Below are 23,044 nucleotides of genomic sequence, written 5' to 3'. Positions count from 1 at the left end.
TATATAAAAGGTATGTGTATACTTCCCGATTTCAAGCTTCGCAACGGCGAGCCCGTGATTGTTTAGGCCGCGCAACAGGACAACTGTGTCACGTCCTTGGTGAAGGTCTGGGCACAGAGCTTGAGGCCTTCCACCATGGTCAGGTAGGGAAACATCTCGTCGCCGATGGCCTGCACCGTCATGCGTGCCCGTTGCGCCATCACCGCTGCCTGAATCAGCTCACCGGCTTCCCCGGCGACCACTTGCACGCCTAGGAACCGCCCCGAGTCACGTTCGGCGACCATCTTGATGAAACCATTGGTATCGAAATTCACCAGCGCACGTGGCACGTTCTCCAGATCGAGCACGCGGGTCTCCACGCTGAAGCCCTGTTTGAAGGCCTCGGCTTCGCTCAGGCCGACGGTGGCCACCTGAGGGTCGGTAAACATCACGCCCGGCATGGCACTAAGGTCCAGCCTGGCATCGCCTCCCGTCATGTTGACGGCGGCCCGACTGCCCCCGGCGGCGGCGACATAGACAAATTCCGGTTGATCGGTACAGTCACCGGCGGCATAGAGGCTCGGTACCGTGGTTTGCAGGTGCTCATCCACCAGAATCGCCCCACGCGTGGTTTCCACGCCGATGCTCGCCAGGTTCAGGGCCTCGGTATTGGGTGTCCGTCCGGCGGCCACCAGCAGTTGGTCCGCACGAAGGGTCCCGGCGTTGGTGTCCAGCACGAACTCGCCATTGGTATAGTCCACGCGGCTGGCCTGGGTCTGATTGAGCACCTCGATGCCCTCGCGGTAGAAGGCTGCCTCCACGGCCTCACCCACCGCCGGGTCTTCCTGGGAGAGCAGACGGCTGCGGGCCAGCACCGTGACCCGGCTGCCCAGCCGAGCGAAGCCTTGGGCCAGTTCCAGGGCGACAAACCCCGCGCCGATCACGATCAGCCGCTCGGGGATGCTGTCCAGTGCCAGCGCGCTGGTGGAGGTCAGGTACGGCGTCTCGGCCAGCCCCGGCAGCGGCGGCTCTGCTGGTCGAGCGCCGCTGCCGATGAAGGCGCGGTCGAAGTGGACGACCTGCTCGCCGCCTTCGTTCAGCTTGACCATCAGCCTATGGGCATCGATAAACCGGGCCTCGCCATGCAGGACCGTGATGGCCGGGTGGTCGCGGAGTATGCCTTCATACTTGGCATCGCGCAGTTCCTCGACACGTGACTGCTGTTGTTGAAGCAGCCTGGCCCGATCTACCACCGGCGCCTGGGCGCTGATACCGCCGTCGAAGGGGCTCTCCCGGCGCAGATGGGTGACATGCGCGGCGCGGATCAGGATCTTCGAGGGCACGCAGCCAGTGTTGACGCAGGTGCCGCCGAGGGTACCGCGTTCGATCAGGGTGATGCGGGCGCCGCGCTCGGCCGCCTTCAGCGCGGCTGCCATGGCCGCGCCGCCGCTGCCGATCACGACGATGTGCAGGTTCATGTCATCACTCATGAGGGGAATTCCTTGAATCTTTAGAGGTGTTGTCACCACAGGCGTCGTATTGCTTCTTGCGCCATAGCGCATAGAGGGTCAGGCCGATGAAGAAGGCCAGAGCAGGAAGCAGTACCACGTCCAGGTAGCCGGTCAGTGCCGCCAGGCCAACGGTGCCAAGCAGGATCACCAGGATGGGTGTAAAGCAGCACAGCGCCACCAGGACGGTGCCAATCACGCTTGCGCGCAGCAGGGTCTTGGGGTTCTTCATGGTCACTCCCGATCCGCTTCCGAGGGTGCCGGGGATGAGGGGTACCCGGCGTTGGCGGTATGGGTTCTCCTTCCGAATCGTTGCTCGATGCAATAACGTTACTTCCGTAGTCGACTACGGAGTCAAGCGTCATGAACGAACCACGGGAAAGCCTGACCATCGGCACCTTTGCCCAGGCGGCTGGGGTCAACGTGGAGACGATCCGCTTCTATCAGCACAAGGGATTGTTGCCGACGCCGGAGCGACCGCCTGGCGGCATCCGGCGCTATGGCCACGCCGACGTAGCGCGGGTGAAATTCGTGAAGGCGGCACAGCGGCTGGGGTTCAGCCTGGACGAAGTCGGGCAGCTACTGACGCTGGAAGATGGCGCTCATTGCAGCGAGGCGGCGGAACTGGCGTCGCACCGGTTGGACGACGTGCGCGCTAGGCTAGCTGATCTGACCCGCATCGAGGCGGCCTTGTCCCGGCTGGTCGATGAATGCCATGCGCATCAAGGCAAGGTGTCGTGTCCGCTGATCGCCGCCCTGCAACGCCACGAGTGTCGAGCTGGGCGTGCAGTGGAGTGAGTCAGCGCTGAAGGCCTACGACGAGCATAGGGAGGCCGCATGAGTCTGATCACGAAACACGAGGCGAACACGAAAGGCCGCGACTTCTTTGTCGGCGACATCCATGGGCAATATGCCTTGCTGATGGAGGCCATGGCCCGCGTCGAGTTCGACAAAACCCGCGACCGACTCTTCTCAGTGGGCGATCTGATCGATCGAGGGTCTGAATCCTTCGAGTGCCTGTCGCTTGCCTTCGAGCCGTGGTTCTACGGGGTGCGGGGTAACCACGAGATGCTGGCCTATGACGCCCTGAACGAGGGAGCCGGCCAGGCCTGGGATCTCTGGCAGATCAATGGCGGCAGCTGGGTGTATCTCCACGGCGTCCATGAGGTGCGCACCATCCTCAATGCGGCCTTGGAACACCAGCCCTATGCCCGGGAGGTCGAGGTGGAGGGCAAGCATATCGGCATGGTGCACGCGGAACCGCCACACGACTGGCACCTGCTCCAGTTGGAGGACCACTCGGCTGGACTCGAGTCCCTGGTCTGGGGCCGCAAGCGCATTAGGCAGATGGACACGACACTGGTGGCCAATATCGACGCGGTGGTGGTCGGTCATACCATCCTCGAGCAACCGGAGACCCTCGGAAACGTTCACTACATCGACACCGGGGCCTTCTGTACCGGCCGCCTGACGATGATCGACGCCAGGGAGGTGCTGTCATGAAGCGCACTGGTCCTCTGAAGCGCAGGACTCCGCTCGCCCAGGGCGAACCGCTCAAGGCGGTGCAAGGGTAATCGTTGCAGCCGTTGCACTTTTTGGGGTATTTGCGCGGCCCAGAACGAGAGGAGGGGATCAGCTAAGTTGCTGATCCCCTTGAAAAAGGTGGCGGAGGGACAGGGATTCGAACCCTGGGAAGGCTCTCACCTTCGCCGGTTTTCAAGACCGGTGCATTCAACCGCTCTGCCATCCCTCCGGCTTACGGATGCGTACTCTACCAGCTTTCATCCGCAGGTCAAGAGCCCCTTGGGATCAGGATGTTAGCCCTGGGTTCAGGGGTGGGGCACAATGGGGGAACGATGATCGCAGGAGACCCCTATGCCCGAGCGCTCGACAGTGACCCCAGTGCACCCCGTTCCCGCGGTGTCGGCCGCGGTGGTCAGGGGAGATCGTATCCTGATGGTCAGGCGGCGCAATCCCCCCAACGCGGGCAAGCTGGCCTTGCCCGGTGGCAAGGTCGAAGCGGGGGAGAGCCTCCAGCAGGCCGCGGCCCGCGAGCTGCGAGAAGAGACCGGCCTGCTGGCCGACCCGCGGCGCATCCTGACCGCCCTCGACGTCTTCGACCACGATGCGGAGGGTGCGTTGAGCATGCACTTCGTCATCGTGGTGGTCCAGCTGGAGTGGCGGGGTGGCATCGAGGCGGCCGCGGACGATGCCACGGCGCTCTGCTGGATGAACATGGCGGAGCTCGAGCACGCTGGCGCGGAGGTCTGTGACACCGCGGCGCGGGTGGCACGGCGGGTCCTGGAGGAGGCTGGTGCCGCGGAAAACGCGTTGAACCCTGACTAGCCGGGCGCTTGCGTCGGGACCATTCTGGCTGCATCCTAAGACTAGTGCCTAGACCAACCATACAGGGAGCTTCGGATCCATGGCTTATCAAGAGACGCAGACGACACGTCAGCAGACGCAGTCGCAGTCGGTCGGTACCAGCAAGGTTCTGCGCAATACCTACGGCCTGCTGGCGATGACCCTGCTGTTCTCCGCCATCACGGCGGGCGCCGCCATGAGCATGGGCGTAGAGCGCATGAACATCTTCGTGTTCTTCATCGGCGCCTACGGTCTCATGTTCCTGGTGCACAAGACCGCTAATTCCGCGATGGGGCTGCTTGCCACCTTCGCCTTCACCGGGTTCATGGGCTTCACGCTCGGGCCGGTCCTGAGCGCCTATCTCACCCTGCCCAATGGCGCTCAGCTGATCATGACCGCGCTGGGCATGACCGGCATGACCTTCGTGGGACTCTCGGCGGTAGCGCTGATCACCCGCAAGGATTTCAGCTTCCTGGCCAACTTCCTGGTGGCCGGTGCCATCGTGTTGATCCTGGCCATGCTGGCGGGCATCTTCCTGCAGATCCCGGCCCTGTCGCTGATGGTCTCCGCCGGCTTCGTGCTGTTCTCCTCGGCGGCCATCCTCTACCAGACCAGTGAGATCGTGCATCGCAGCGGCGAGACCAACTACATCCTCGCCACCATCACCCTCTACGTGTCGATCTACAACCTGTTCATCAGCCTGCTGTCGATCCTGGGCATCATGAGCCAGGACTGACCCCCAACGCTGTATCAGGATCACCTGGCCCCGCCAACCGGCGGGGCCAGGTTGTTTCAGGAGGACCTTCATGCGCTACGCCATCCTGCTGATGGGCGCCCCTTACAGTCACCAGGCCAGCCACTCGGCCCTGCGCTTTGCCCGTGCCCTGGTGGCGCGGGGCCACTGCCTCGAGGCAGTATTCTTCTATCACGACGGCGTGCACAATGCCTCCCGGCTGGCCGCCCCCCCGCAAGACGAACCGCACCTGGTGGATGCCTGGGCGGACCTGTCCCGCGAACACGGCGTCTCGCTGCAGGTCTGTATCGCCGCGGCGCTGCGCCGTGGCCTGCTCGACGAGCGCGAGGCCGCCAGGCATGGCAAGGAGGGAAACAGCGTGGCAGCACCCTTCGAGCTGACGGGGTTAGGGCAGCTGATCGATCTGGGCACGCGCTGTGACCGTCTGGTGACCTTCGGCCCCTGAATCCCTGGCCTGCGATGGAGCGATGATGCACGAACATGAGGACCCACTCCGTGACCTGCTGGTCATCCTGCGCCATGCGCCCCACGGCAGCAGCTGGCTGAAGGAAGGCCTGGACGCCGCCCTGGTCGCCGCCGCCTTCGGGCAGCGCGTTTCCCTGCTGTTCATGGGGGAGGGCGTCACGGCGCTGATGCCGGGACAAGGACCCGGAGCGCTCGAGCAGAAGGGCACGGCCGCGACGCTGGAGATGCTGGAGATGTATGATATCGAGACCCTGCTGGTGGACGCGCAAGCGCTCTCGGCGCTCGGCCTCTCGGCCGACGAGCTGATGCTCGACGTTGACCCCGTGTCGGCCGAGGCCCTCGCCGAGGCCCTCGCCGCCCACCGCCTGGTGTTGACCTTCTAGCCCGAGTCGCGAGGAGAACCTGGATGCTGTTGCATGTGGTGAACCGTTCCCCGGCGAACAGTCGGGTCTTTGAGCAGGCCCTGACCGCCATGGGGCCGGACGATGTCCTGCTGCTGATCGAGGACGGCGTTCAAGGGGCGTTGCCCCAGCTGGTGCGCTATTACGCCCAGATCGAGGGGCGACTGTTCGCCCTCAGGGAAGACCTGGGGGCCCGCGGGTTGCTGGGACGCTGCGCGGAGAGTGTGCAGGTGGTCGATGTGGATGGCTTCGTGACCCTGACCGAGGAAGCCGAACGGACAGTGAGCTGGTATTGATGGCCTCTACAGAAATATACCGTTATCTATCGGTCAACAATCATCACTATGCCCTGGATCCGGAAGACTATCTCGTCGACATGACGCAGTGGTCACCCCAGATCGCCGAGGCCCTGGCGCGCGAGGAGGGCATCGAGCTGACCGAGGAGCACTGGGAGGTACTCAGGGTACTGCGAGACTTCTATGCGCGCTATGAGATGGCTCCCGCCATGCGCCCCCTGGTCAAGGCGGTGGGGAAGGCCCTGGGGCCCAACAAGGGGCGTTCGATCCATCTGATGCGGCTCTTCCCCGGCAGTCCCGCCAAGGTGGCGGCTCGACTCGCCGGGCTGCCCAAGCCCACCCACTGTCTATGATCGGCCCGCCGTGAACTTCCTCGCCCATGGCTGGCTCGCCCGCGGCGGCGGTGACGACTTCCTGTATGGCAACCTGATCGCCGACGGGGTCAAGGGCATCGACCTCTCGGCGTGGCCGCCGGACACCGCGGCCGGCATCCGCCACCACCGTCGGGTGGACGCCTTCGTCGATGGCCACCCGGTGGTCGCCGACATCCTCGCGCGCACGCCGTGGCCGCAGCGCCGCTTCGCCGGCATCGCCCTGGATCTGCTCTGGGATCATTTCGCGGCCCGTACGCTCGAGGAAGGCACGCGACGTCGGCTGACCGCACGCTGCTATCAGCTGCTGGCGACCGCTCCCGCCCCGGGGCGGCTGGCGGGGATGGTGCCCGTGCTGGTGGAGCAGGACTGGCTCAACCGCTACGCCGACTTCACCTTCACCTGTCGTGCCATCGAAGGCATCGGGAGACGCCTTTCCGGCCCGAATCGCCTGGCCGAGCTGGTGCCCTGGCTGGCGGCGGACTATGTCCGCCTCGCTCGGGACTTCGAGCGGCTATGGCCGGCCGTCAATGCGGAGCTCGGCGTGCCGGCCTGAGGTACTCGCCTCTTCAGCAAGCTTCGATCGATCCTCGATCGGACCTCAATCCAGCCGACCCTCAATCGACCCTGAGCCACAGGCAGTCGAGGCGATCACCCGGTTCGATGCGTGTCTCGGCAGGGATCTCCGCCAGGGCATCGGCGCCGATGCACGACGACAGTACCCCCGAATTCTGGTCGCGAAACGCTCGGGCCACGATGCCGTCCTCCCCGAAGGCAAGGGTCACCCGCATGTAGTGGCGGCGCGGACCGGTGGAGGTGGAGAAGTCGGCTTGCGCCGGCAGCCGGGGCAGCTCGGCCAGGGCAGGACAGCCCTGCAGGGCGCCCATCAACGGGCGCAGGAAGAGCCAGGCGCCGACGAAGCAGGAGACCGGGTTGCCGGGCAGGCCGACGAAGCGCACGTCCTGGCCCGCCGGTCCTGGCAGGCGCCCCAGCGCCAGGGGCTTCCCCGGGCGGATCGCCAGGCGCCACAGGTCGAGCTGTCCCAGCGACTCGAGCGCCGCCTTGACGTGATCCTCCTCGCCGACGCTCACCCCTCCGGTGCTGATCACCAGATCGGCCTCCCGCGCCGCCGCGGCGAGGGTGTCGCGGGTGCCCGCGGCATCGTCCGGCACCGAGGCGAGGCGCACCAGCTCGGCGCCGAAGCGCTCCAGCAGGCGTTTGAGCATCGGCCGATTGGAGTTGTAGATCTGCCCGTCGCACAGCGGTGCGCCCGGATCGACGATCTCGTCGCCGGTGGAGAGCAACGCCACCCGTGGGCGGCGGCGCACCACCACCTCGGTGATGCCCTGGCCGGCCAGGTGGCCCAGCGCCGCGGCCTCCAGCCGCTCACCGGCGGGCAGCAGCCGCGCCCCCGACGCCACGTCGCGCCCGCGGCGGCGAACGTTGTCGCCCGCCGGGAGATCCGCCGGGAGATGGGCGACGTCGCCCTCGCGCGTCACACGCTCCTGCATCACCACGCAGTCGGCCCCCGGGGGCAGCGCACCGCCCGTGAAGATGCGCGCGCAGGTGCCCCGCGCCAGCGGCGTCGCCGGCGCGCCGGCGACGATGCGCTGGACGACGGGTAGCCGCTGGCCAGCGTCGAGGTGGTGCAGGGCGTAGCCGTCCATGGCGCTGTTATCGAAGGCGGGCACGTCGAGACGCGCCTCGATCGCCTCGGCGAGCACGCGCCCGGCCGCCGCGTCGCAGGGCACGGTCTCTGCGGGCGTGGGGGTGACGTCCTCGAGCAGTGCGGAGAGGGCCGCCTCGACGGGTTTTAGTTCATCCATGCTGGCCTCGCTCGGGGATGACGAGATTGGCGAAGTTGCACGGCTTGTGACGGCTATCGAGCTGCTCGGCGAGGATGCCGTCCCAGGCGGTGCGACAGGCACCGGTGGAGCCGGGCAGGCAGAACACCACGGTGGCGTTGGCCAGCCCGCCGAGACAGCGGCTCTGCACGGTGGAGCTGCCGATCTCCTGCCAGGAGAGGTGGCGAAAGAGTTCGCCGAAGCCCTCGATCTGCTTGTCGAGCAGCACCGAGACCGCCTCGGGCGTGGAGTCGCGGCCGGTGAAGCCGGTACCGCCGGTGGTCAGGATCACCTGCACCGCGCCGTCGGCGATCCAGCCCGCCACCACGGCGCGGATGCGATAGACGTCATCGGGCACGATGCGCTTCTCATGCAGGCGGTGGCCGGCAGTCGTCAGACGCTCGATCAGGGCCTGGCCGCTGCGATCGGTCTCTTCATTTCGCGTATCGGAGATGGTCAGCACTGCCACGGAGAGGGGGATCATCGCGTCGCTCATTCGCCTTGCGTCTCCTGCCTGGCCGCCTGGCGCGCCGCGAAGGCCGCCTGCTGCTCGGGGGTGGCCTCCTGCTGGTACTTCGCCTTCCACTCGCCGTAGGGCATGCCGTAGACGTGCTCGCGGGCGCTGTCGTAGTCCAGCTCGACTCCCCGCTCGTCCGCGGCGGCCACTAGCCACTTGGAGAGGCAGTTGCGGCAGAAGTCGGCGAGGATCATCAGGTCGATGTTCTGGACCTCCTTGTGCTCGTCCAGATGGCGCAGTAGGCGGCGAAACGCGGCCGCCTCGAGTTCGGTGCGGGTGGTGTCGTCGAGATGTGACATCGTCTCTCTCCGGTGGTCGGGGTGTCTGTCGGTCCAGCTTAACAAAAAAGACACCGCCCGCAGGCGGTGTCGGAAGATGCGGCGAGGGTGTGCCTCAGCCGGAGCGCGGTGCCGGTTCGTCGCCCTCGGATGTCGGGCGGCTCTCGGCCAGCTGCTCCTCGGGGATCGCCTGATCCTTGACCTCGTCGTACCAGAGGTTGTGATGCTCCTTGGCCCAGGTCTCGTCCACGTAGCCGGTGGTCATGCCCTCCAGCGACCCCTCGGTGCCGAGGGTGCCGATGTAGATATGGCCCAGGGCCACGGCGGTCAGCCCCAGGGCGCCCACGGCGTGGATGATATTGGCCCACTGCATGGTGTCGCGGGCCTGCCCGTAGTTAGGGAAGTCCAGCACGAACCCGCTGACGATCACGGCCAGGCCGGCGGTGGCGAGCAGCCAGTACCAGACCTTCTCGCCGCCATTGGCGAAGCCGGCGTCGGGGTGCCCCTTGCCGACCAGGCCGCCGCCCTTGGCGAACCACTGCAGGTCATGGGCCTTCGGGATGTTGTGGCTGAGCAGGCGCAGCAGCAGGATCACCAGCAGGATGCCGAACAAGGGCCCCAGGTAGTTGTGGATCAGCTTGGTGCCGGACATCATCGCCGCCCAGAAACCGTCGCCGAAGATCGGACGGAAGACGGCCTTGCCATAGGCCAGGTTGAGCCCGGTGAGGGCCAGCAGGATGAACAGCGTCGCTACCGTCCAGTGCAGCGACCGGACCACCAGCGACCAGCGCAGCAGCTTGCGACCCGTTCGCGGTTCGTCGAGCTTCTTGCTCCCCACCATCAGATAGAAGAGGGCGATCACGGCAATCATGCCCAGCACAACGATCACACCGAAGGGAGACACCCAGCGCTCGCGGATCTGTCGCCAGGTCTCGCCGCTCGCATTGACCAGGTTATAGGTGCTGTCGGCCCGGGAGTCCCGGTAGTTGGGCCCGGTCTCCCCCGCCTTGACCTGTCGCCACAGCTCGGCATCCACGGCAGGGACGGCGAAGGCCGCCTCTCGGCCGGGATCGGCCTGCTGCGCCAGCGCCAGCTGGGACAATACCAGGCCGGCCAGCAGCACCAGCAGCGTCAGGAGCCGTCGTGCGGCCCCCACGTGCAATATCGACATGCTCATGGTCGCCTCCTTACCCCTGCTGGGTGGCATCGTAGGCCAGGGAGTCGGCCGCGGAGAGGTCGTTACCCTGGCCGGCGCGTTTCTGTTCGCGACGCGGGTTTCCGGACCAGCCGCCGTCCTTGTGGCCGCGCTGGACGACGCGCTGGCGGAAGATGTCGGCGACCTCCTGGGCATCCCCGGCCAGCAGCGCCTTGGTCGAGCACATCTCGGCACACAGCGGCAGCTTGCCCTCGGCGATGCGGTTGGCGCCGTATTTCTGGTACTCCTCTTCCTTCGTCTCCGCCGGCCCGCCGGCGCAGAAGGTGCACTTGTCCATCTTGCCGCGCTCGCCGAAGGCGTTCTGCTTCGGGAACTGCGGCGCGCCGAAGGGGCAGGCATAGAGGCAGTAGCCGCAGCCGATGCACAGGTCCTTGTCGTGCAGCACGATGCCGTCATCGCGCTGGTAGAGGGTCTCGGTGGGGCAGACGGCGATGCAGGGCGCATCGTCGCAGTGCATGCAGGCCACCGAGATCGAGACCTCGCTGGGCTCGCCGTCGTTGAGGGTCACCACGCGGCGGCGCTGCACGCCCCATTCGACCTCGTTGGCGTTCTTGCAGGCGGTGACGCAGCCGTTGCACTCGATGCAGCGCTCGGCGTCGCACATGAATTTCATTGTGGCCATGGGGATCTCCTCAGCTTGCCTTCTCGATGCGACACAGGGTGCACTTGGTTTCCTGCATCTGGGTCACCGAGTCATAGCCGTAGGTGGTGGCGGTGTTGGCCGCCTCGCCGAGCACATAGGGGGCCGAGCCTTCTGGATAGCGATCGTGCAGGCTCTCGCCCTGGAACATGCCGCCGAAGTGGAAGGGCATGAAGACCACCTCGGGAGCCACCCGTGGGGTGACCAGGGCCTTGACCCTGACGCGTCCGCCCTCGGCGCCCTCGACCCACACCATGTCGCCCTCGGCGATGGCCAGGTCGTTGGCCAGTGCCGGGTTGATCTCGACGAACATCTCCTGCTGCAGCTCGGCCAGCCAGGACATGGAACGCGTCTCCTCGCCGCCGCCTTCGTACTCCACCAGACGCCCGGAGGTGAGGATGATCGGGTACTCCCCGGTGACGTCCCGATCCTGGATGGTCTTGTAGAGGGTGGGCAGACGGTAGTGGGAGGCCACGTCCGGCCAGGTCGGATAGTCAGCCACTAGGTCACGGCGGCTGGTATAGAGCGGTTCGCGGTGCTTGGGGATCGGGTCGGGGAAGGTCCAGACGTTGCAGCGCGCCTTGGCGTTGCCGAAGGGGGCGCACTCGTGGGCGATGGCCACGCGCTGGATGCCGCCGGAGAGGTCGGTCTTCCAGTTCTTGCCCTCCGCCTCGGCCTTCTCCGCGTCGGTCAGGTCGTCCCACCAGCCCAGATCCTTGAGCATGGCATCGGTGAACTCGGGGTAGCCGTCCTCGAGCTCGGAGCCTTCGCTGAACGAACCGTCGGCCAGCAGGTTCTCGCCATCGCGTTCGATGCCGAAGCGCGCGCGGAAGGTCAGGCCGCCCTCGGAGACCTTCTTGCTGGTGTCGTAGAGGATCGGCGTGCCGGGGTGCCCCATCTCGGCGGTTCCCCAGCATGGCCAGGGCAGGCCGTAGTAGTCGCCGTCGGCGGGCCCGCCCTCGGCCTTGAGGTCGCGGAAGCTGAAGGTGTGCCAGTTCTGCTGGTGAGCCTTGAGGCGCTCGGGACTCTGACCGGTGTAGCCGACGGTCCACATCCCGGCGTTGAATTCCCGGGTGATATCCTCGATTAGCGGTTCATCGCCGTTCATCTGGAAGTTCTTGACCAGTTCCTCGCCGAAGCCCAGCTTCCTGGCCAGCAGGTACATGATCTCGTGGTCGGGCTTGGACTCGAACAGCGGCTCGATCACCTTGTCGCGCCACTGTATGGAGCGGTTGGTGGCGGTGACGCTGCCGGTGGTCTCGAACTGGGTGCAGGCGGGCAGCAGGAAGACGCCGTCCTGGCGGTCGTGCATGACCCCCGCCACGGTGGGGTAGGGATCGACGATGACCATCATCTCGAGCTGCTTCATGGCCTGCTGCATCTCGGGACCGCGCGTCTGGGAGTTGACCGCGTGCCCCCAGTAGAACATCGCCTTGAGGCGCGTCCGCTGGGAGATGTCCTCCTCCTGCTCGAGCACACCGTCGATCCAGCGCGAGACGGTGATCCCGCTCGAGTACATCGGCTTGCCATCGGTGTACTCGGCCTGGTCGAAGCGACCCTTGAGCCATTCGTAGTCGAGGTCCCAGACGCGGGACCAGTGCTTCCAGGCGCCCTCGGACAGCCCATAGTAGCCGGGCAGCGAGTGGGACATCAGGCCCAGGTCGGTAGCACCCTGGACGTTGTCGTGGCCGCGGAAGATGTTCGCTCCGCCGCCGGACTTGCCGATGTTGCCCAGCGCCAACTCGAGAATGCAGTAGGCGCGGGTGTTGTTGTTGCCGGTGGTGTGCTGGGTGCCACCCATGCACCAGACGATGCAGCCTGGGCGGTTCTCGGCCAGACGCCGAGCGGTGTCGCGCATGGTCGCTTCCGGCACCCCGGTGATGTTTTCCACCACCTCGGGCGAGAAGGTCGCGACCTCGGCGCGCACCTCATCCATGGCGTAGACGCGCTGGTCGATGTACTCCCGATCTTCCCAGCCGTTTTCGAAGATGTGCCACAAAAGGCCCCAGATGAAGGCCACGTCGGACCCGGGACGAATCCGCACGTAGCTGTCGGCCTTGGCCGCCGTGCGGGTGAAGCGAGGATCGACGACGATGATTTCTGCCTGGCTCTTCTCCTTGGCCAGCAGGATGTGCTGCATGGCCACCGGGTGCGCCTCGGAGGGATTGGAGCCGATGAACATGATCGACTTGCTGTGCTGGATGTCGTTGAGCGAGTTGGTCATCGCTCCGTAACCCCAGGTGTTGGCGACCCCGGCCACGGTGGTGGAGTGACAGATGCGCGCCTGGTGATCGGTGTTGTTGGTACCGGCCAGGGCGGCGAACTTGCGCATCAGGTAGGCCTGCTCGTTGTTGAACTTGGCCGAGCCCAGCCAGTAGATGCTGTCGGGTCCGTGCTGCTCCGTCAGCGCCAGCACCTTGTTGCCGATCTCCTCGATGGCGTCCTCCCAGCTCAGGCGCTGCCACTCCCCGCCGACCAGCTTCATGGGGTACTTGAGGCGGCGGCTGGAGTGGCCGTGCTGGCGCAGCGAGGCGCCCTTGGCGCAGTGGGCGCCGCGATTGATGGGGTGGTCGAAGGCCGGTTCCTGCTTGGTCCAGACGCCTTCCTGAACCTCGGCATAGACGCCGCAGCCCACCGAGCAGTGGGAGCAGACGGTGCGCTTCGTTTCCACCGGGGCATCGGACCAGGCGGTCTTCTCGGCCGCCTCGGCGCGTTGCATCATCGGCGCGCCCATGAAGCCGGCGGCGGCCAGTCCGCCGGTGGTGGCCCCGCTGCGCTGGAGGAACTGGCGACGGGAAATGCCCAGCCCGCCGGCCCTCGGCGTATCGGTTTTAGGTGTCAAGCGCATGGCATCACTCTCCTGGCTCGGGGCCGTCAATCACGCAGGGTGGCGTAGAAGGCTCGAATATGGGGCGTTTCTCGATACTCGCGGGAAGGCTCGGCCTGCGGGGTCTCGGGCTTGGCATCGGCCTGGGCCAGGGTGACGTGGCCGACCGCGGCCGCCGCGCCGGCGGCCGCGGTGCCGGCGCCGAGGGTCTTGAGAAAACGCCGCCGCTGCGGGTTGCGTGTGCTGGGCATGGGGATCTCTCCTGTGTCTCGCTGTCTCGGGCCCTGTGACGGGCATTGTTATGGTGTTGTCACGGGTATCGGGCGGCGTCAGGGTTCGACGATCCGCACCGGATGCTGCTGTGCCTCGGCCTCGAGGCGCCGGCCCTCCTGCTCGATGAAGGCCTGGCCGAGTTGGCCCAGGCGTGCCTGGAAGGGAGTCTCGACCCGGCCGAGGTCGGCCAGGCAGTCCGCGGCCCAGGGGGCGAGATGGGCCATGAAGAAGCGCGCCTCGTCCGGCGAGCGCGCCTCGATCAGCATCGCCATCACCTCCGCCAGCGCGGCGAGGTGGTCCTCGGGGTCGCGGCTGTGCTCGGCGCGCTGGAACCCCAGCGCCTTGAGGTCGCGGCGCAGGTCCACCAGCGCCGCGTCCATCAGCTCACCATTGCGGTACCAGGAGGCATAGGGCGTGACGTCGCCCTGGACCACCCCGACCAGGTGGCGGAAGTGGGCGCGAGCCTGGGCCTCGGCGGTGGTCTCGCGCGCCGCGGCGATCAATGCCGCCCAGCGCTCGGCGAGCAGGGTGCCATCGGCTTCGACCTCGAGCCCGGCCAGCCAGTCGAGCAGGCCGGCATCGGGGGCCTCGCGCAGCAGACGGGCCAGCAGCCGGTAGACATCGGCCCGCAGCGCATCGCTCTCGTTCAGCTCGTTCATGCGGTCACACCTTCAGCTGCGATTCGGGGTTGCGGGCCATGTCCTGCCAGACATCCTTGACGCGACAGTCCTCGCACATCTCCAGGCGGGCTAGGGCGTCGCCGGCGAAGTAGGGATGGTCGGCGAGCTTGGCCTTGAGGGTCTCGACGGTGCTGACGGTGGCGAACGGCTTGCCGCAGCGAATGCACGCGAAGGCGTCCTCTTCGTGGCGCACCTGGCGCTCGTGGCGCTGGGCATCGGCCAGGAAGCCGGGGCGCAGGGTGATCGCCTGCTCCGGACAGGCTTCGGCGCAGAGCCCGCACTGCACGCAGTCGGCCTCGCGAAAGCTCAGCAGCGGGCGGTCGCCACCGGCGCCCAACGCCGGGGTCGGGCAGTTCGAGACACAGGCCATGCACAGGGTGCAGGCGTCAGGATCGACCGCGATATCGCCATAGGCGGCGCCGGACGGCAGGCGGTGGCGCTGGCCGTCCGGGGCGCCCAGTCCCGCTAGGTGCCCGAGTACGGCGTTGAGGCGGTCGCGCTTGCCATCGCCCTCGAATACCGGCGGCGTCTGCGTCAGCGGCGGCTCGAGCGGCAGGGCGTCGCGGGCCGCTGCGCCACCGGACGCGAGGCGGCCGATCCGTGCCGGCGAGTGACCGAGGGCCGTGAGCAGGGCGCGCGCCTGGGTGAGCTGATCGTCGATGAAGGCCGACAGGCGTTCGGGCATGCGTGCATGACATTGGATGCGTACCTCGGCGGCGCCGGCGGCCAGGGCCGTCAGCCACTGATCGTGACCGGCGGCACCGAGCTCCTCGAGGGGCACGTCGAGCACATGGCCCGCCGCTTCGCCCTCGGCCGCGAGGTCGCTTGCCTCGGCGAAGCGCACCACCGGCGCCGTGCCGCCGGCCTCGCGATAGGCGGCGAGCCAGCCGATCAGGGTGTCCTGTTGGCGGGCGGTCTCCGGCAGGCGGAACTGAATGGCGCCCGTGGGACAGGCGCTGCTGCAGCTGCCCACGCCGTGACAGCGGAAGGGGTCGATCTCGATCCACGCCTCGATGCGGCCCTGATGGCTTTTGACGGCATCGGCGGGGCAGACGTCCAGGCAGCGGGTGCAGCCCGTGTTGCCACTGCTGGCGTGCGCGCAGAGGTCGTTGTCGATCTGGAAGTAGCGCGGCTTGTCGAACTCGCCGACCAGTCCGGCGAGGGCCTCGAGTCGCTCGTCGCGATCCGTGTCCCGCCAGTTCAGGGCGACGTAGCCTGGCGGGGGAAGCTCGAGGGCGAGAGCCGGCGTGGCGCCGAGATCGAGGATCAGGTCGAAATGCGCGCGCCCGGCGAGCGCCCGGGCGATATCCAGTGAGCCGTCGCCGTCGGGTACGCTGACGCTGAAGTGCCCCAGGTAGCCGTCGATGGTCAGTGATCGTGCCTGGGCGCGCGACAGCATCTGGCAGGCGAGATCCGCGGACGCGGCGAGCAGCGCCTCGTGCTTTTCATCACTGGCGGCGTCGCTGCCGGCATCGTCCTGCAGGGGGTCGGTGACGACCAGGGTGGGAGGCGCGAGACCTCGCGCCACAAGGGCGAGGGCTCCGCGCCGACCATCCCGCTCGTTACCGAGTATCAGGGCATGGCCGTCACTCTGGTAGCTGACGCGGGCGGGGCTGAGATTGACGGGCCAGGAGACGCGACGTCGCGCGGCCTCCCTGGCGTGCCGGTTGCGGTCATCGTCGACCGGCATCAGTTCGATGTGCTGTTTCATGCAGTCTCACGGTTGCGTACGTGCTGTGGGCGAGTTGTTATTTTTTTGTGCTTATGTCCAAGTCTTGGTCGGATTCGTGGGGCGCGCAAACGCTGCCTTGGTCGAATGCATAGGACTGATCCATGATCCCGATAGACCGACTCATAGACCGACTCATAGACCGACTCATAGACCGACTCATAGACCGACTCATAGACCGACTCAATGGAGAGCTCGGTGACATCGAGCGGCCGTGTTGCCGCGGCACGTTATCCCGGGCGTTCATGGGAACGCGCCCCGGCTTCTTCGGCGATGTCGGTGTCCGAGGCGGTGTCGGACGCGTCCGGCGGTACCTCTCGGGCGTCGTGTTCGTCGCTGCCCATGCCCTGTGACGACGACACCTCTTCAGGCGCCTCGTCATCGCCCTCGACCCGACGACGGGTCCACTGGCGCAGCCGTTCGGCCACGTCGTCGGCCAGCGGCTTCAGCTTCTCTCGGAAATCATCGTCGTAGTCGTCGAGGCCGTCACGAACGCCATAATGGCCGGCGGCAAAGAGACGACGCAGGGCGCGCTTGCGAAGCCCCGCGCTGACGCCCGAGACCAGATAGGCCTTGATGTCGCTGCCCGGGGGCAGGGTGTCGGGATCGGGCAGGGTATGATCAAGGCTGCCCGGCTCGCGCGTCTGGGCTGAGTCGTCCTCGCCGCTGTTTTGCTGCCGGCTGTCGGCCTCGAGGTTCGAGGGCGACCGATCGTCCTCGACGGGGGTGAGCGCCGCCGGGGAGGTCGGGGAGTCCTGCGCCTCGCCCCGCTTGAGGCGCGACCAGCGTTCCAACCGGCTCACGACTCGGCCTCCCGGGCGCGCCCGGCGCCCTTGTGCTGCTTCTTGCGACTCTCCGCGGGAGCCTCGCCGTGATGGGCGAGATAGGCCTCGAGCCAGGCCTGAATGGCCAGCGGCATGTCGACCTCGAGCACCCGGTGCTCGCCGTCGAGCCACCCGGCGGCGACCTCCTGGCTCGCCGTGATGGCCTCGGGACTCGGCGCTTCGCCCGCCTCGCCGGCCCGCACGAAAAGCCGCGGCGTGTGGCTCGTCAGGTTGAAGCGGTAGGCCGCGCGCTCGGTCATGTAGAGCTGCAGGTTCAGCCGGCAGGGGCCGACGTCGCCGGGCGCGAGGTCCGCGACGCGCCAGCGAGTCGTGGCAAAGCCCTTGATGGTGAGCGGCTCGCCGACGATCTCGAAGCTCAGGGGGCGAGTGCTGCTGATCGACGCCATGGGTCAGTCTCTCCGGATTTGTCTCTCTGCAGTAAAGACACTGCCGATGGACAATGCCATTATCGACAGTCAACGATCTGTCCAGGAGCCGTGGATGCATGACATCAGCCTGAGTCGGGCGCGCCTGCCCGCCACCCTAGAGATCGAGGTGCTCGACGAGTTCGGTGAGGCGAAGCGCCAGGCGATCGCCGCGGAACGTGCCCTGACCGTCTACCTGAACAAGCGCGAGATCGTCACCCTGATGACCCTCGGGGCCGATCCGGAGGCGCTGGTGGTGGGCTACCTGCGCAACCAGGGGCTGCTGGGCGAGGCCCGGGACCTTCAGGCGGTACAGGTGGACTGGGAGGTCGAGGCGGCCGCGGTGGTGACCCGTCGCCTGCCGGAGGACCTGGAGGAGCGTCTGGGCCAGCGCACCGTGACCACCGGCTGCGGCCAGGGTACGGTCTTCGGCCGGCTGCTCGACTCGACCGCCCTGAACCCGCTGCCGGCCACGATGATGCGCCAGTCGGTGCTCTACCGGTTGCTGGACAACCTGGGCGCCTACAACGAGACCTATCGCAGCGCCGGCGCCGTGCATGGCTGTGCGCTGTGCCGCCAGGAGGCGGTGCTGGACTTCGTCGAGGACGTGGGGCGCCACAACGCCGTGGACACCCTGGCGGGGCGCCAGTGGCTCGCCGAGGCGGACAGCTATGATGCCGACATCTTCTATACCACCGGGCGGCTCACCTCGGAGATGGTGCTCAAGGTGGCGCAGATGGGCATCGGTGTGCTGGTGTCACGCTCGGGCGTCACCCAGAAAGGGGTCGAGCTGGCCGAGCGCTTCGGCGTGTTGCTGATCGCCCGGGCCAAGGGGCGACACTTCCAGGCCATTCACGGCGCAGGACGGCTCGAGCTCGACGCCGTGCCGACGCGCCGTCCGGGCGACCGGGCTCGGGCGTGAGGCTCTGGTGATCAAGGGTCGTCGAGTTCGGGGCCGACACGTCTGGGCACGCACCTTGCGACATCAGCGTCAGGGCGTGAGCGCAGGATCAGGAAGAGTGGGGAACGTGAGGTAACGACCGAGTCTCAGGGCGTGTCTTAGCCGCGGGTACAGACCGATAGCACGACGGCATCGGTGTCGCTCGTCGACACCAGGGCGTGCCCCATGGCGCTGTCGAAGTAGATGCTGTCGCCGTCGGTCAGGCTCAGCGGCTCGTAGTACTCGGTATAGAGTTGGATCTCGCCCTCGAGCACCATCAAGAACTCCTCGCCATCGTGGCGCACCCACTCGGTGAACTCGTCGAAGGCGCGGGCTCGCACGATGGTCTTGAAGGGGATCATGCGCTTCTGGGCAAGCTCGCAGCTGAGCAGCTCATGCTCATAGGTGGGGGTAGGGTGACGCTCGCCGTGACCGCGGCGCGTCAGGTCACGACGCCCCATGGTGCGGGCCTGGACCTTGGGCGGCGAGAGCAGCTGGGGCAGGTCGATGCCCAGGCCGTCGATCAGCTTCTGGACCGCGGAGAAGGTCGGCGAGATCTGATCGTTCTCGATCTTGGAGAGCGTCGAGCGGGCGAGCCCGGTGCGCTGGCTGACGTCCTCCAGGGTCCACTGGTTGGCCAGGCGAATCTCCTTCACGCGCTCGCCCAGGCGCAGCGGCTCGACGAAGGGCTTGCGGCCGGCGGCGATACGCAGGGCGGCGTCCTGATCGGTGGTGGCGGTCATGCGCTGTTCACTATTGGAAACGAGGTTTCCCCCAGCCTACCACAGTCGCTACTCGCGGCCCCACGCCCGCGACGCCGTCATGCCGAGGAGCGACGGGCGAAATGCCTGTCCGGCGGAGGCTCGTTTGTTTCCCGGCGACGAGAAACAGCCTCAATCGCCGAAGGGCAGTCCGAGCAGGGCGGTGAGGTGGGCCTCGGCGCTGCGCCCCAGGGAGTCCAGGTCGTAGCCACCCTCCAGTACCGAGACCAGGCGGCCGTCGGCGTACAGGGCGGCGATCTCCAGCGCCAGGTGGGTGACCCAGTAGAAATCCTCGTCCTCCAGGCAGAGCTCCGCCATGGGGTCCTCGCGGTGGGCGTCGAAGCCCGCCGAGACCAGCACGATATCAGGCTTGAAGGCGTGCAGGGCGGGTAGCCAGTCGTCCTCGATGGCGCGGCGGAAGGCGGCGCTGTCGGTGCCGCCCGATAGCGGCGTGTTGACCACGTTCTGCCACTCGCTGCGCAGGTAGCGCCAGGGATAGAAAGGGTACTGGAAGCTGGTGCAGACCAGTACCTCGGGGTCATCCTTGAAGATGTCGATGGTACCGTTGCACTGGTGTACGTCGAAGTCGAGGATCGCGATCCGGCGCGCCCCGTACTTCGCCCGGGCATGGGCGGCGCCCACCGCCACGTTATTGTAGAAGCAGAAGCCCATGGCGTCGGTGGCCTCGGCGTGATGCCCGGGCGGGCGCACCGCGCAGAAGACGTTGTCGGCCTGGCGGCGAAACACTTGATCGACGCCGCGCACTACCGCCCCGGCGGCCACCCTCGCCGCCGCGAGGCTGTCGGGGTTCATCATGGTGTCGCTGTCCAGGGTGACGATGCCGTGGTCCGGCACGCACTTGTCCAGGGCGCGCAGGTGGCGCAGGGGATGCACCCGAGCCAGCTGCTCCTCGGTCGCCTCCTTGGCATCCGACTGCATGGTCTGCTGCAGGATGCCCGAGCGCATCAGACGCGCGCGGATGGCATCCAGTCGCAGGGGGCTCTCGGGATGTTCGGGCCCCATGTGGTGCAACTGACAGTCTGGGTGGGTAATGTAGGCGGTGATCATGCGCTGGCTCCGGGAAGGCTAAGGCCACCTTAATCGTGACGCCCGCTTGCCGGACAGTGTCCATAAGTCGTAAACGCGAGGGGGCGAGCCCCCGCGCAGGGAGGTCCTGGCTTGAGCACGCGCTTTCTTCGCCACTTCTTCGAGCCCGGCACCATCGCGGTGATCGGGGCGTCCGAGAAGTCCCACTCCATGGGTGGCCTGGTGATCCGCAACCTTCGCGAGGGCGGCTTTCCCGGCAGCGTCTGGGCGGTCAACCCCAAGGGCTACGATGCGGTCTTCGAGGCGCCCTGCGTCACCCGGGTGTCGCACCTTCCCGAGGTGCCGGATCTCGCGGTGATCTGCTCGCCGGTCCAGACGGTGCCCCAGTTGATCGACACCCTGGGCCGCTTCGGGGTCAAGGCCGCGCTGGTGCTATCCGGCGGGGCTCACCTCGACCGCGATCATGGCGACAAGGGCTCGATTCGCGGCCGGATGCTCGGTGCGGCGCGCGCCTCGGGCATCCGCGTGCTCGGCCCCGAATGCATGGGATTGATCGTCCCCGGGCGCAAGCTCAACGCCTCCTACGCCAGCCAGCCGGTGAAGGCCGGCCGCGTGGCCTATCTCGGCCAGTCGGGCATGCTCGGCAACGCCATGATCGACTGGGCCGCGGGCCGCGGCATCGGCTTCTCCCACCTGATCACGGTGGGCGACAGCGTCGACGTGCTGCTGCCCGACCTGATGGACTACATCAACCAGTTCTCGCCGGCCCAGGCGATCCTGCTCCATCTCGAACGCATCATGGACGCCCAGCACTTCATGACCGCGCTGCGCGATGCATCGCGCAACCGCCTGGTGCTGGCCATCAAGAGCGGGCGCACCGCCGAGTCCGACATCTCCGGCCTGCCGCCGACGCCCGGCGTGGCCAATCGCGATCAGATCTTCGACGCGGCCTTCGCCCGCGCGGGGGTGGTGCGGGTCAACGACTCCGACGAGCTGTTCGATGCCCTGGAGACGCTGTCGCGCATGAAGCCGCTGAAGGGCGATCGCCTGGCCATCGTCTCCAACGGCCTGGGACCGGCGATGCTCGCCATCGACAAGCTGATCAACGCCGGAGGCCGGCTGGCGAGCTTCAGCGAGGCGACCCGCGACGCGCTGCGACGCGACGATTTCGACATGAGCAAGCCCGGCGAGAATCCGGTGGATCTGGGCGGCAATGCCACCCCGGAACGGCTCGTGGAGGCCCTGGAGATCGTGGCCGCCGACCCTGGGGCGGATGCCGTGCTGGTCGTCCATGCCCCGACCCGCCAGGCGCCGTCGAAGGCCACCGCCCAGGCGATCATCGCCGCGCGCAAGCGCTTTCGGCGCAACCTGCTGACCAGTTGGATGGGCCTCGAGGAGGCCCTCTCGGCGCGCCACGAGTGCAACCTGGCGGGCATTCCCACCTACCTCTGCCCGGAGAAGGCGGTCAAGGCCTTCATGCACATGGTGGACTATCAGCGTGTGCAGGCCCTGCTCCAGGAGATTCCGCCGAGCCTGCCCTTCGCCACGACGCCGCAGATTCGCCGGCGCTGCCGGCAACTGATCGAGGAGGCTCGCGAGGCGGGGCGCGAGACTCTCGCCCATTCCGAGACGGCGCAGGTGCTCGCGGCCTACGGGCTGCCGGTGGCGCCGAGCCGCTATCCGCAGACTCCCGATGAGGCCGCCGAGGCGGCGGCCGCCTTCGAGGGGCCCATGGCCCTCAAGGTGGTCCACGAGGGCAACTGCCGTCCCTTCCGCTACCGCCAGCACCCGCACAAGATCTCCGCCGGCCTGGTCCAGGACCTGGCGAGTCCGGCGCAGGTCGCCGAGGCCGTGGGTCGTCTGCACGACAAGGTGAAGGAGAAGTTTCCGGACTTCGCGATCCGTGAGTACTGCCTGCAGGCCATGCAGCGCGGCAAGCACTCCATGCAGCTGTGCGCCGGCATCACCCGGGATCCGATCTTCGGTCCGGTGATCGTCTTCGGCATCGGCGGCTACAAGGTCAATATCCTGGCCGACCGCCAGGTGGCGTTGCCCCCGCTCAACATGAGCCTGGCCGCGGACGTCGTGGGACGCACCCATGCCGCCCGACTGATCCGCGAACACTCCAGCCATCCCGAGCGTGACCTGGAGCGACTCGGCGAACTGCTGGTCAAGCTGTCGCAGATGGCCAGTGACCTGCCTCAGCTGCGCGGCCTGGAGCTCAACCCGCTGCTGCTCAACCGCGATGGCGTGGTGGCGGTGGACTTCGCCATGGACCTCGGCCCCCCCGCGCGCTTCGCGATCATGCCCTATCCCGAGGAACTGCGGGAGTGGGTGACGCTGAAGAACGGGTGGCAGGTCGAGGTTCGCCCGATCCGGGCCGAGGATGCGCCGCTGATCACCCGTTTCCACGAGCAACTCTCCGAGGAGAGCATCCGCTTCCGTTACTTCCACAACAAGGCCGACCTGACCCAGCGAGACCTGTCGAATCTCTCGCACATCAACTACGACCGGCAGATGGCCTTCATCGCCGAGCACCTGCGAGACGACGGCAGCAAGGAGATGCTCGGGGTGGTGCGCGTATGGAACGACCCGGACAACATCCGCACCGAGTTCTCGGTGATCATCCGCGACGACCTGCAGGGGCTCGGCATCGGCAGCCTGCTGATGAAGAAGATGATCAGCTACTGTCAGAGCGTCGGCACCCTGGAGATGATCGGCAAGGTCATGGTCGACAACCATCCGATGCGCTCGCTGATGAAGCACCTGGGCTTTCGCCTGCGCTACAACATGGAGGAGCAGGTGGTGGACGCCGTGCTGCGGCTCAACGAGCCGGAGAGCGAGTGGCAGCGCCATCGCCTGGAGAGCCAACCGGACTGATGCCGGGACTCGCGGCCCCGGGCAC

At 67.1% G+C, this 23,044-nt stretch carries 26 protein-coding genes and 1 tRNA gene; 11 read left to right on the top strand and 16 right to left on the bottom strand.

What is annotated here, in order from left to right; translation table 11 throughout:
- Positions 1–62: 62 nt before the first annotated feature.
- The gene (gene merA, locus FEI13_RS02190; RefSeq protein ID WP_138179094.1) at positions 63–1,469 is read right to left on the bottom strand and encodes a mercury(II) reductase; all 1,407 of its coding nucleotides are present in this window, start codon (positions 1,467–1,469) and stop codon (positions 63–65) included.
- Positions 1,462–1,719, bottom strand: a complete 258-nt coding sequence (merF, locus tag FEI13_RS02185; protein ID WP_138179092.1) for a mercury resistance system transport protein MerF — start codon at positions 1,717–1,719, stop codon at positions 1,462–1,464. The genes merA and merF overlap by 8 nt, the downstream gene beginning before the upstream one ends.
- A 131-nt stretch (positions 1,720–1,850) precedes the next feature.
- Here merF and merR point away from each other — a divergent pair, with 131 nt between their 5' ends.
- Together merR and FEI13_RS02175 are read left to right on the top strand one after the other, a co-directional pair.
- Positions 1,851–2,285, top strand: a complete 435-nt coding sequence (merR, locus tag FEI13_RS02180; protein WP_138179091.1) for an Hg(II)-responsive transcriptional regulator — start codon at positions 1,851–1,853, stop codon at positions 2,283–2,285.
- Between the two features lie 39 nt (positions 2,286–2,324).
- A complete protein-coding gene (locus tag FEI13_RS02175; protein WP_138179090.1) occupies positions 2,325–2,990 on the top strand; it encodes a metallophosphoesterase in 666 nt (221 codons plus the stop codon).
- Between the two features lie 160 nt (positions 2,991–3,150).
- On the opposite strand, the gene FEI13_RS02170 is transcribed toward FEI13_RS02175, so the two are convergent.
- Positions 3,151–3,240 (bottom strand) — tRNA-Ser (locus FEI13_RS02170).
- Positions 3,241–3,362: 122 nt separating this feature from the next.
- Between FEI13_RS02170 and FEI13_RS02165 the strand changes: the two genes are divergently transcribed.
- The 7 genes from FEI13_RS02165 to FEI13_RS02135 all read left to right on the top strand — a co-directional run bounded on the left by FEI13_RS02165 (position 3,363) and on the right by FEI13_RS02135 (position 6,694).
- Positions 3,363–3,833, top strand: a complete 471-nt coding sequence (locus tag FEI13_RS02165; RefSeq protein WP_138179089.1) for an NUDIX hydrolase — start codon at positions 3,363–3,365, stop codon at positions 3,831–3,833.
- A gap of 79 nt (positions 3,834–3,912) precedes the next feature.
- Entirely contained in the window at positions 3,913–4,587 is a 675-nt protein-coding gene (locus tag FEI13_RS02160; protein ID WP_138179088.1) for a Bax inhibitor-1/YccA family protein, read from the top strand.
- A 70-nt stretch (positions 4,588–4,657) separates the two neighbouring features.
- Positions 4,658–5,050 (top strand): sulfurtransferase complex subunit TusD, encoded by a 393-nt coding sequence (tusD, locus tag FEI13_RS02155; RefSeq protein WP_138179086.1) that lies wholly within the window; start codon positions 4,658–4,660, stop codon positions 5,048–5,050.
- Positions 5,051–5,072: 22 nt separating this feature from the next.
- Positions 5,073–5,453, top strand: coding sequence for a sulfurtransferase complex subunit TusC (tusC, locus tag FEI13_RS02150; protein WP_420841555.1), 381 nt, complete (start codon positions 5,073–5,075; stop codon positions 5,451–5,453).
- 23 nt (positions 5,454–5,476) lie between these two features.
- Positions 5,477–5,767 (top strand): sulfurtransferase complex subunit TusB, encoded by a 291-nt coding sequence (gene tusB, locus FEI13_RS02145; protein ID WP_138179082.1) that lies wholly within the window; start codon positions 5,477–5,479, stop codon positions 5,765–5,767.
- Positions 5,767–6,120 carry a TusE/DsrC/DsvC family sulfur relay protein gene (locus FEI13_RS02140; protein WP_138179080.1) on the top strand — a complete coding sequence of 118 codons (354 nt, stop codon included), beginning with the start codon at positions 5,767–5,769 and terminating at the stop codon, positions 6,118–6,120. The genes tusB and FEI13_RS02140 overlap by 1 nt, the downstream gene beginning before the upstream one ends.
- Positions 6,121–6,130: 10 nt before the next feature.
- The gene (locus FEI13_RS02135; RefSeq protein ID WP_138179079.1) at positions 6,131–6,694 is read left to right on the top strand and encodes an acyl carrier protein phosphodiesterase; all 564 of its coding nucleotides are present in this window, start codon (positions 6,131–6,133) and stop codon (positions 6,692–6,694) included.
- 61 nt (positions 6,695–6,755) lie between these two features.
- Here FEI13_RS02135 and FEI13_RS02130 read toward each other — a convergent pair whose 3' ends face one another.
- From FEI13_RS02130 to FEI13_RS02080, 11 genes are all read right to left on the bottom strand, one after another.
- On the bottom strand, positions 6,756–7,964 hold the full coding sequence (locus FEI13_RS02130) for a molybdopterin molybdotransferase MoeA (RefSeq protein ID WP_138179077.1): 1,209 nt from the start codon (positions 7,962–7,964) through the stop codon (positions 6,756–6,758).
- Complete coding sequence (gene moaB / locus FEI13_RS02125; RefSeq protein ID WP_138179075.1) at positions 7,957–8,478, bottom strand: molybdenum cofactor biosynthesis protein B; 522 nt, start codon at positions 8,476–8,478, stop codon at positions 7,957–7,959. Before moaB ends, FEI13_RS02130 begins: the two co-directional genes overlap by 8 nt.
- The gene (locus tag FEI13_RS02120; protein WP_138179073.1) at positions 8,475–8,798 is read right to left on the bottom strand and encodes a DUF1244 domain-containing protein; all 324 of its coding nucleotides are present in this window, start codon (positions 8,796–8,798) and stop codon (positions 8,475–8,477) included. The genes moaB and FEI13_RS02120 overlap by 4 nt, the downstream gene beginning before the upstream one ends.
- A 94-nt stretch (positions 8,799–8,892) precedes the next feature.
- On the bottom strand, positions 8,893–9,954 hold the full coding sequence (locus tag FEI13_RS02115; RefSeq protein WP_240036393.1) for a formate dehydrogenase subunit gamma: 1,062 nt from the start codon (positions 9,952–9,954) through the stop codon (positions 8,893–8,895).
- A gap of 10 nt (positions 9,955–9,964) precedes the next feature.
- Complete coding sequence (gene fdh3B / locus FEI13_RS02110) at positions 9,965–10,615, bottom strand: formate dehydrogenase FDH3 subunit beta (protein ID WP_138179070.1); 651 nt, start codon at positions 10,613–10,615, stop codon at positions 9,965–9,967.
- A gap of 10 nt (positions 10,616–10,625) precedes the next feature.
- A complete protein-coding gene (locus FEI13_RS02105) occupies positions 10,626–13,481 on the bottom strand; it encodes a formate dehydrogenase subunit alpha (protein WP_138179069.1) in 2,856 nt (951 codons plus the stop codon).
- 26 nt (positions 13,482–13,507) lie between these two features.
- Positions 13,508–13,711: a twin-arginine translocation signal domain-containing protein gene (locus FEI13_RS02100; RefSeq protein ID WP_138179068.1), complete on the bottom strand. Its 204-nt coding sequence runs from the start codon at positions 13,709–13,711 to the stop codon at positions 13,508–13,510.
- A 78-nt stretch (positions 13,712–13,789) separates the two neighbouring features.
- Complete coding sequence (locus tag FEI13_RS02095) at positions 13,790–14,392, bottom strand: TorD/DmsD family molecular chaperone (RefSeq protein ID WP_138179066.1); 603 nt, start codon at positions 14,390–14,392, stop codon at positions 13,790–13,792.
- A gap of 4 nt (positions 14,393–14,396) precedes the next feature.
- Positions 14,397–16,124 carry a 4Fe-4S dicluster domain-containing protein gene (locus tag FEI13_RS02090; protein ID WP_138179064.1) on the bottom strand — a complete coding sequence of 576 codons (1,728 nt, stop codon included), beginning with the start codon at positions 16,122–16,124 and terminating at the stop codon, positions 14,397–14,399.
- Between the two features lie 248 nt (positions 16,125–16,372).
- On the bottom strand, positions 16,373–16,945 hold the full coding sequence (locus FEI13_RS02085) for a DUF3306 domain-containing protein (protein WP_240036392.1): 573 nt from the start codon (positions 16,943–16,945) through the stop codon (positions 16,373–16,375).
- A complete protein-coding gene (locus FEI13_RS02080; RefSeq protein WP_138179062.1) occupies positions 16,942–17,373 on the bottom strand; it encodes a DUF3305 domain-containing protein in 432 nt (143 codons plus the stop codon). The genes FEI13_RS02085 and FEI13_RS02080 overlap by 4 nt, the downstream gene beginning before the upstream one ends.
- A 94-nt stretch (positions 17,374–17,467) precedes the next feature.
- On the opposite strand from FEI13_RS02080, the gene FEI13_RS02075 reads away from it, so the two are divergent.
- The gene (locus FEI13_RS02075; RefSeq protein ID WP_138179061.1) at positions 17,468–18,313 is read left to right on the top strand and encodes a formate dehydrogenase accessory sulfurtransferase FdhD; all 846 of its coding nucleotides are present in this window, start codon (positions 17,468–17,470) and stop codon (positions 18,311–18,313) included.
- A gap of 137 nt (positions 18,314–18,450) precedes the next feature.
- Here FEI13_RS02075 and FEI13_RS02070 read toward each other — a convergent pair whose 3' ends face one another.
- Both FEI13_RS02070 and FEI13_RS02065 read right to left on the bottom strand, forming a co-directional pair.
- Positions 18,451–19,074, bottom strand: a complete 624-nt coding sequence (locus FEI13_RS02070; RefSeq protein ID WP_138179059.1) for a helix-turn-helix domain-containing protein — start codon at positions 19,072–19,074, stop codon at positions 18,451–18,453.
- A gap of 150 nt (positions 19,075–19,224) precedes the next feature.
- Positions 19,225–20,160: a histone deacetylase family protein gene (locus FEI13_RS02065; protein ID WP_138179057.1), complete on the bottom strand. Its 936-nt coding sequence runs from the start codon at positions 20,158–20,160 to the stop codon at positions 19,225–19,227.
- A gap of 111 nt (positions 20,161–20,271) precedes the next feature.
- Between FEI13_RS02065 and FEI13_RS02060 the strand changes: the two genes are divergently transcribed.
- On the top strand, positions 20,272–23,019 hold the full coding sequence (locus tag FEI13_RS02060) for a bifunctional acetate--CoA ligase family protein/GNAT family N-acetyltransferase (RefSeq protein WP_138179055.1): 2,748 nt from the start codon (positions 20,272–20,274) through the stop codon (positions 23,017–23,019).
- Positions 23,020–23,044: the final 25 nt, after the last annotated feature.

Origin of the sequence: Halomonas urmiana, from assembly GCF_005780185.1 — a bacterium.
In the GTDB taxonomy this organism is placed as follows: Bacteria; Pseudomonadota; Gammaproteobacteria; order Pseudomonadales; family Halomonadaceae; genus Halomonas; species Halomonas urmiana.
This window is presented reverse-complemented; position numbering and strand designations above follow the sequence as displayed.

Coding starts and splice junctions, on each gene's coding strand:
- merA (WP_138179094.1), bottom strand. CDS start 1,469: ATGAGTGATGACATGAACCTGCACATCGTCGTGATCGGCAGCGGCGGC.
- merF (WP_138179092.1), bottom strand. CDS start 1,719: ATGAAGAACCCCAAGACCCTGCTGCGCGCAAGCGTGATTGGCACCGTC.
- merR (WP_138179091.1), top strand. CDS start 1,851: ATGAACGAACCACGGGAAAGCCTGACCATCGGCACCTTTGCCCAGGCG.
- FEI13_RS02175 (WP_138179090.1), top strand. CDS start 2,325: ATGAGTCTGATCACGAAACACGAGGCGAACACGAAAGGCCGCGACTTC.
- FEI13_RS02165 (WP_138179089.1), top strand. CDS start 3,363: ATGCCCGAGCGCTCGACAGTGACCCCAGTGCACCCCGTTCCCGCGGTG.
- FEI13_RS02160 (WP_138179088.1), top strand. CDS start 3,913: ATGGCTTATCAAGAGACGCAGACGACACGTCAGCAGACGCAGTCGCAG.
- tusD (WP_138179086.1), top strand. CDS start 4,658: ATGCGCTACGCCATCCTGCTGATGGGCGCCCCTTACAGTCACCAGGCC.
- tusC (WP_420841555.1), top strand. CDS start 5,073: ATGATGCACGAACATGAGGACCCACTCCGTGACCTGCTGGTCATCCTG.
- tusB (WP_138179082.1), top strand. CDS start 5,477: ATGCTGTTGCATGTGGTGAACCGTTCCCCGGCGAACAGTCGGGTCTTT.
- FEI13_RS02140 (WP_138179080.1), top strand. CDS start 5,767: ATGGCCTCTACAGAAATATACCGTTATCTATCGGTCAACAATCATCAC.
- FEI13_RS02130 (WP_138179077.1), bottom strand. CDS start 7,964: ATGGATGAACTAAAACCCGTCGAGGCGGCCCTCTCCGCACTGCTCGAG.
- moaB (WP_138179075.1), bottom strand. CDS start 8,478: ATGAGCGACGCGATGATCCCCCTCTCCGTGGCAGTGCTGACCATCTCC.
- FEI13_RS02120 (WP_138179073.1), bottom strand. CDS start 8,798: ATGTCACATCTCGACGACACCACCCGCACCGAACTCGAGGCGGCCGCG.
- FEI13_RS02115 (WP_240036393.1), bottom strand. CDS start 9,954: ATGAGCATGTCGATATTGCACGTGGGGGCCGCACGACGGCTCCTGACG.
- fdh3B (WP_138179070.1), bottom strand. CDS start 10,615: ATGGCCACAATGAAATTCATGTGCGACGCCGAGCGCTGCATCGAGTGC.
- FEI13_RS02105 (WP_138179069.1), bottom strand. CDS start 13,481: ATGCGCTTGACACCTAAAACCGATACGCCGAGGGCCGGCGGGCTGGGC.
- FEI13_RS02100 (WP_138179068.1), bottom strand. CDS start 13,711: ATGCCCAGCACACGCAACCCGCAGCGGCGGCGTTTTCTCAAGACCCTC.
- FEI13_RS02095 (WP_138179066.1), bottom strand. CDS start 14,392: ATGAACGAGCTGAACGAGAGCGATGCGCTGCGGGCCGATGTCTACCGG.
- FEI13_RS02090 (WP_138179064.1), bottom strand. CDS start 16,124: ATGAAACAGCACATCGAACTGATGCCGGTCGACGATGACCGCAACCGG.
- FEI13_RS02080 (WP_138179062.1), bottom strand. CDS start 17,373: ATGGCGTCGATCAGCAGCACTCGCCCCCTGAGCTTCGAGATCGTCGGC.
- FEI13_RS02075 (WP_138179061.1), top strand. CDS start 17,468: ATGCATGACATCAGCCTGAGTCGGGCGCGCCTGCCCGCCACCCTAGAG.
- FEI13_RS02070 (WP_138179059.1), bottom strand. CDS start 19,074: ATGACCGCCACCACCGATCAGGACGCCGCCCTGCGTATCGCCGCCGGC.
- FEI13_RS02065 (WP_138179057.1), bottom strand. CDS start 20,160: ATGATCACCGCCTACATTACCCACCCAGACTGTCAGTTGCACCACATG.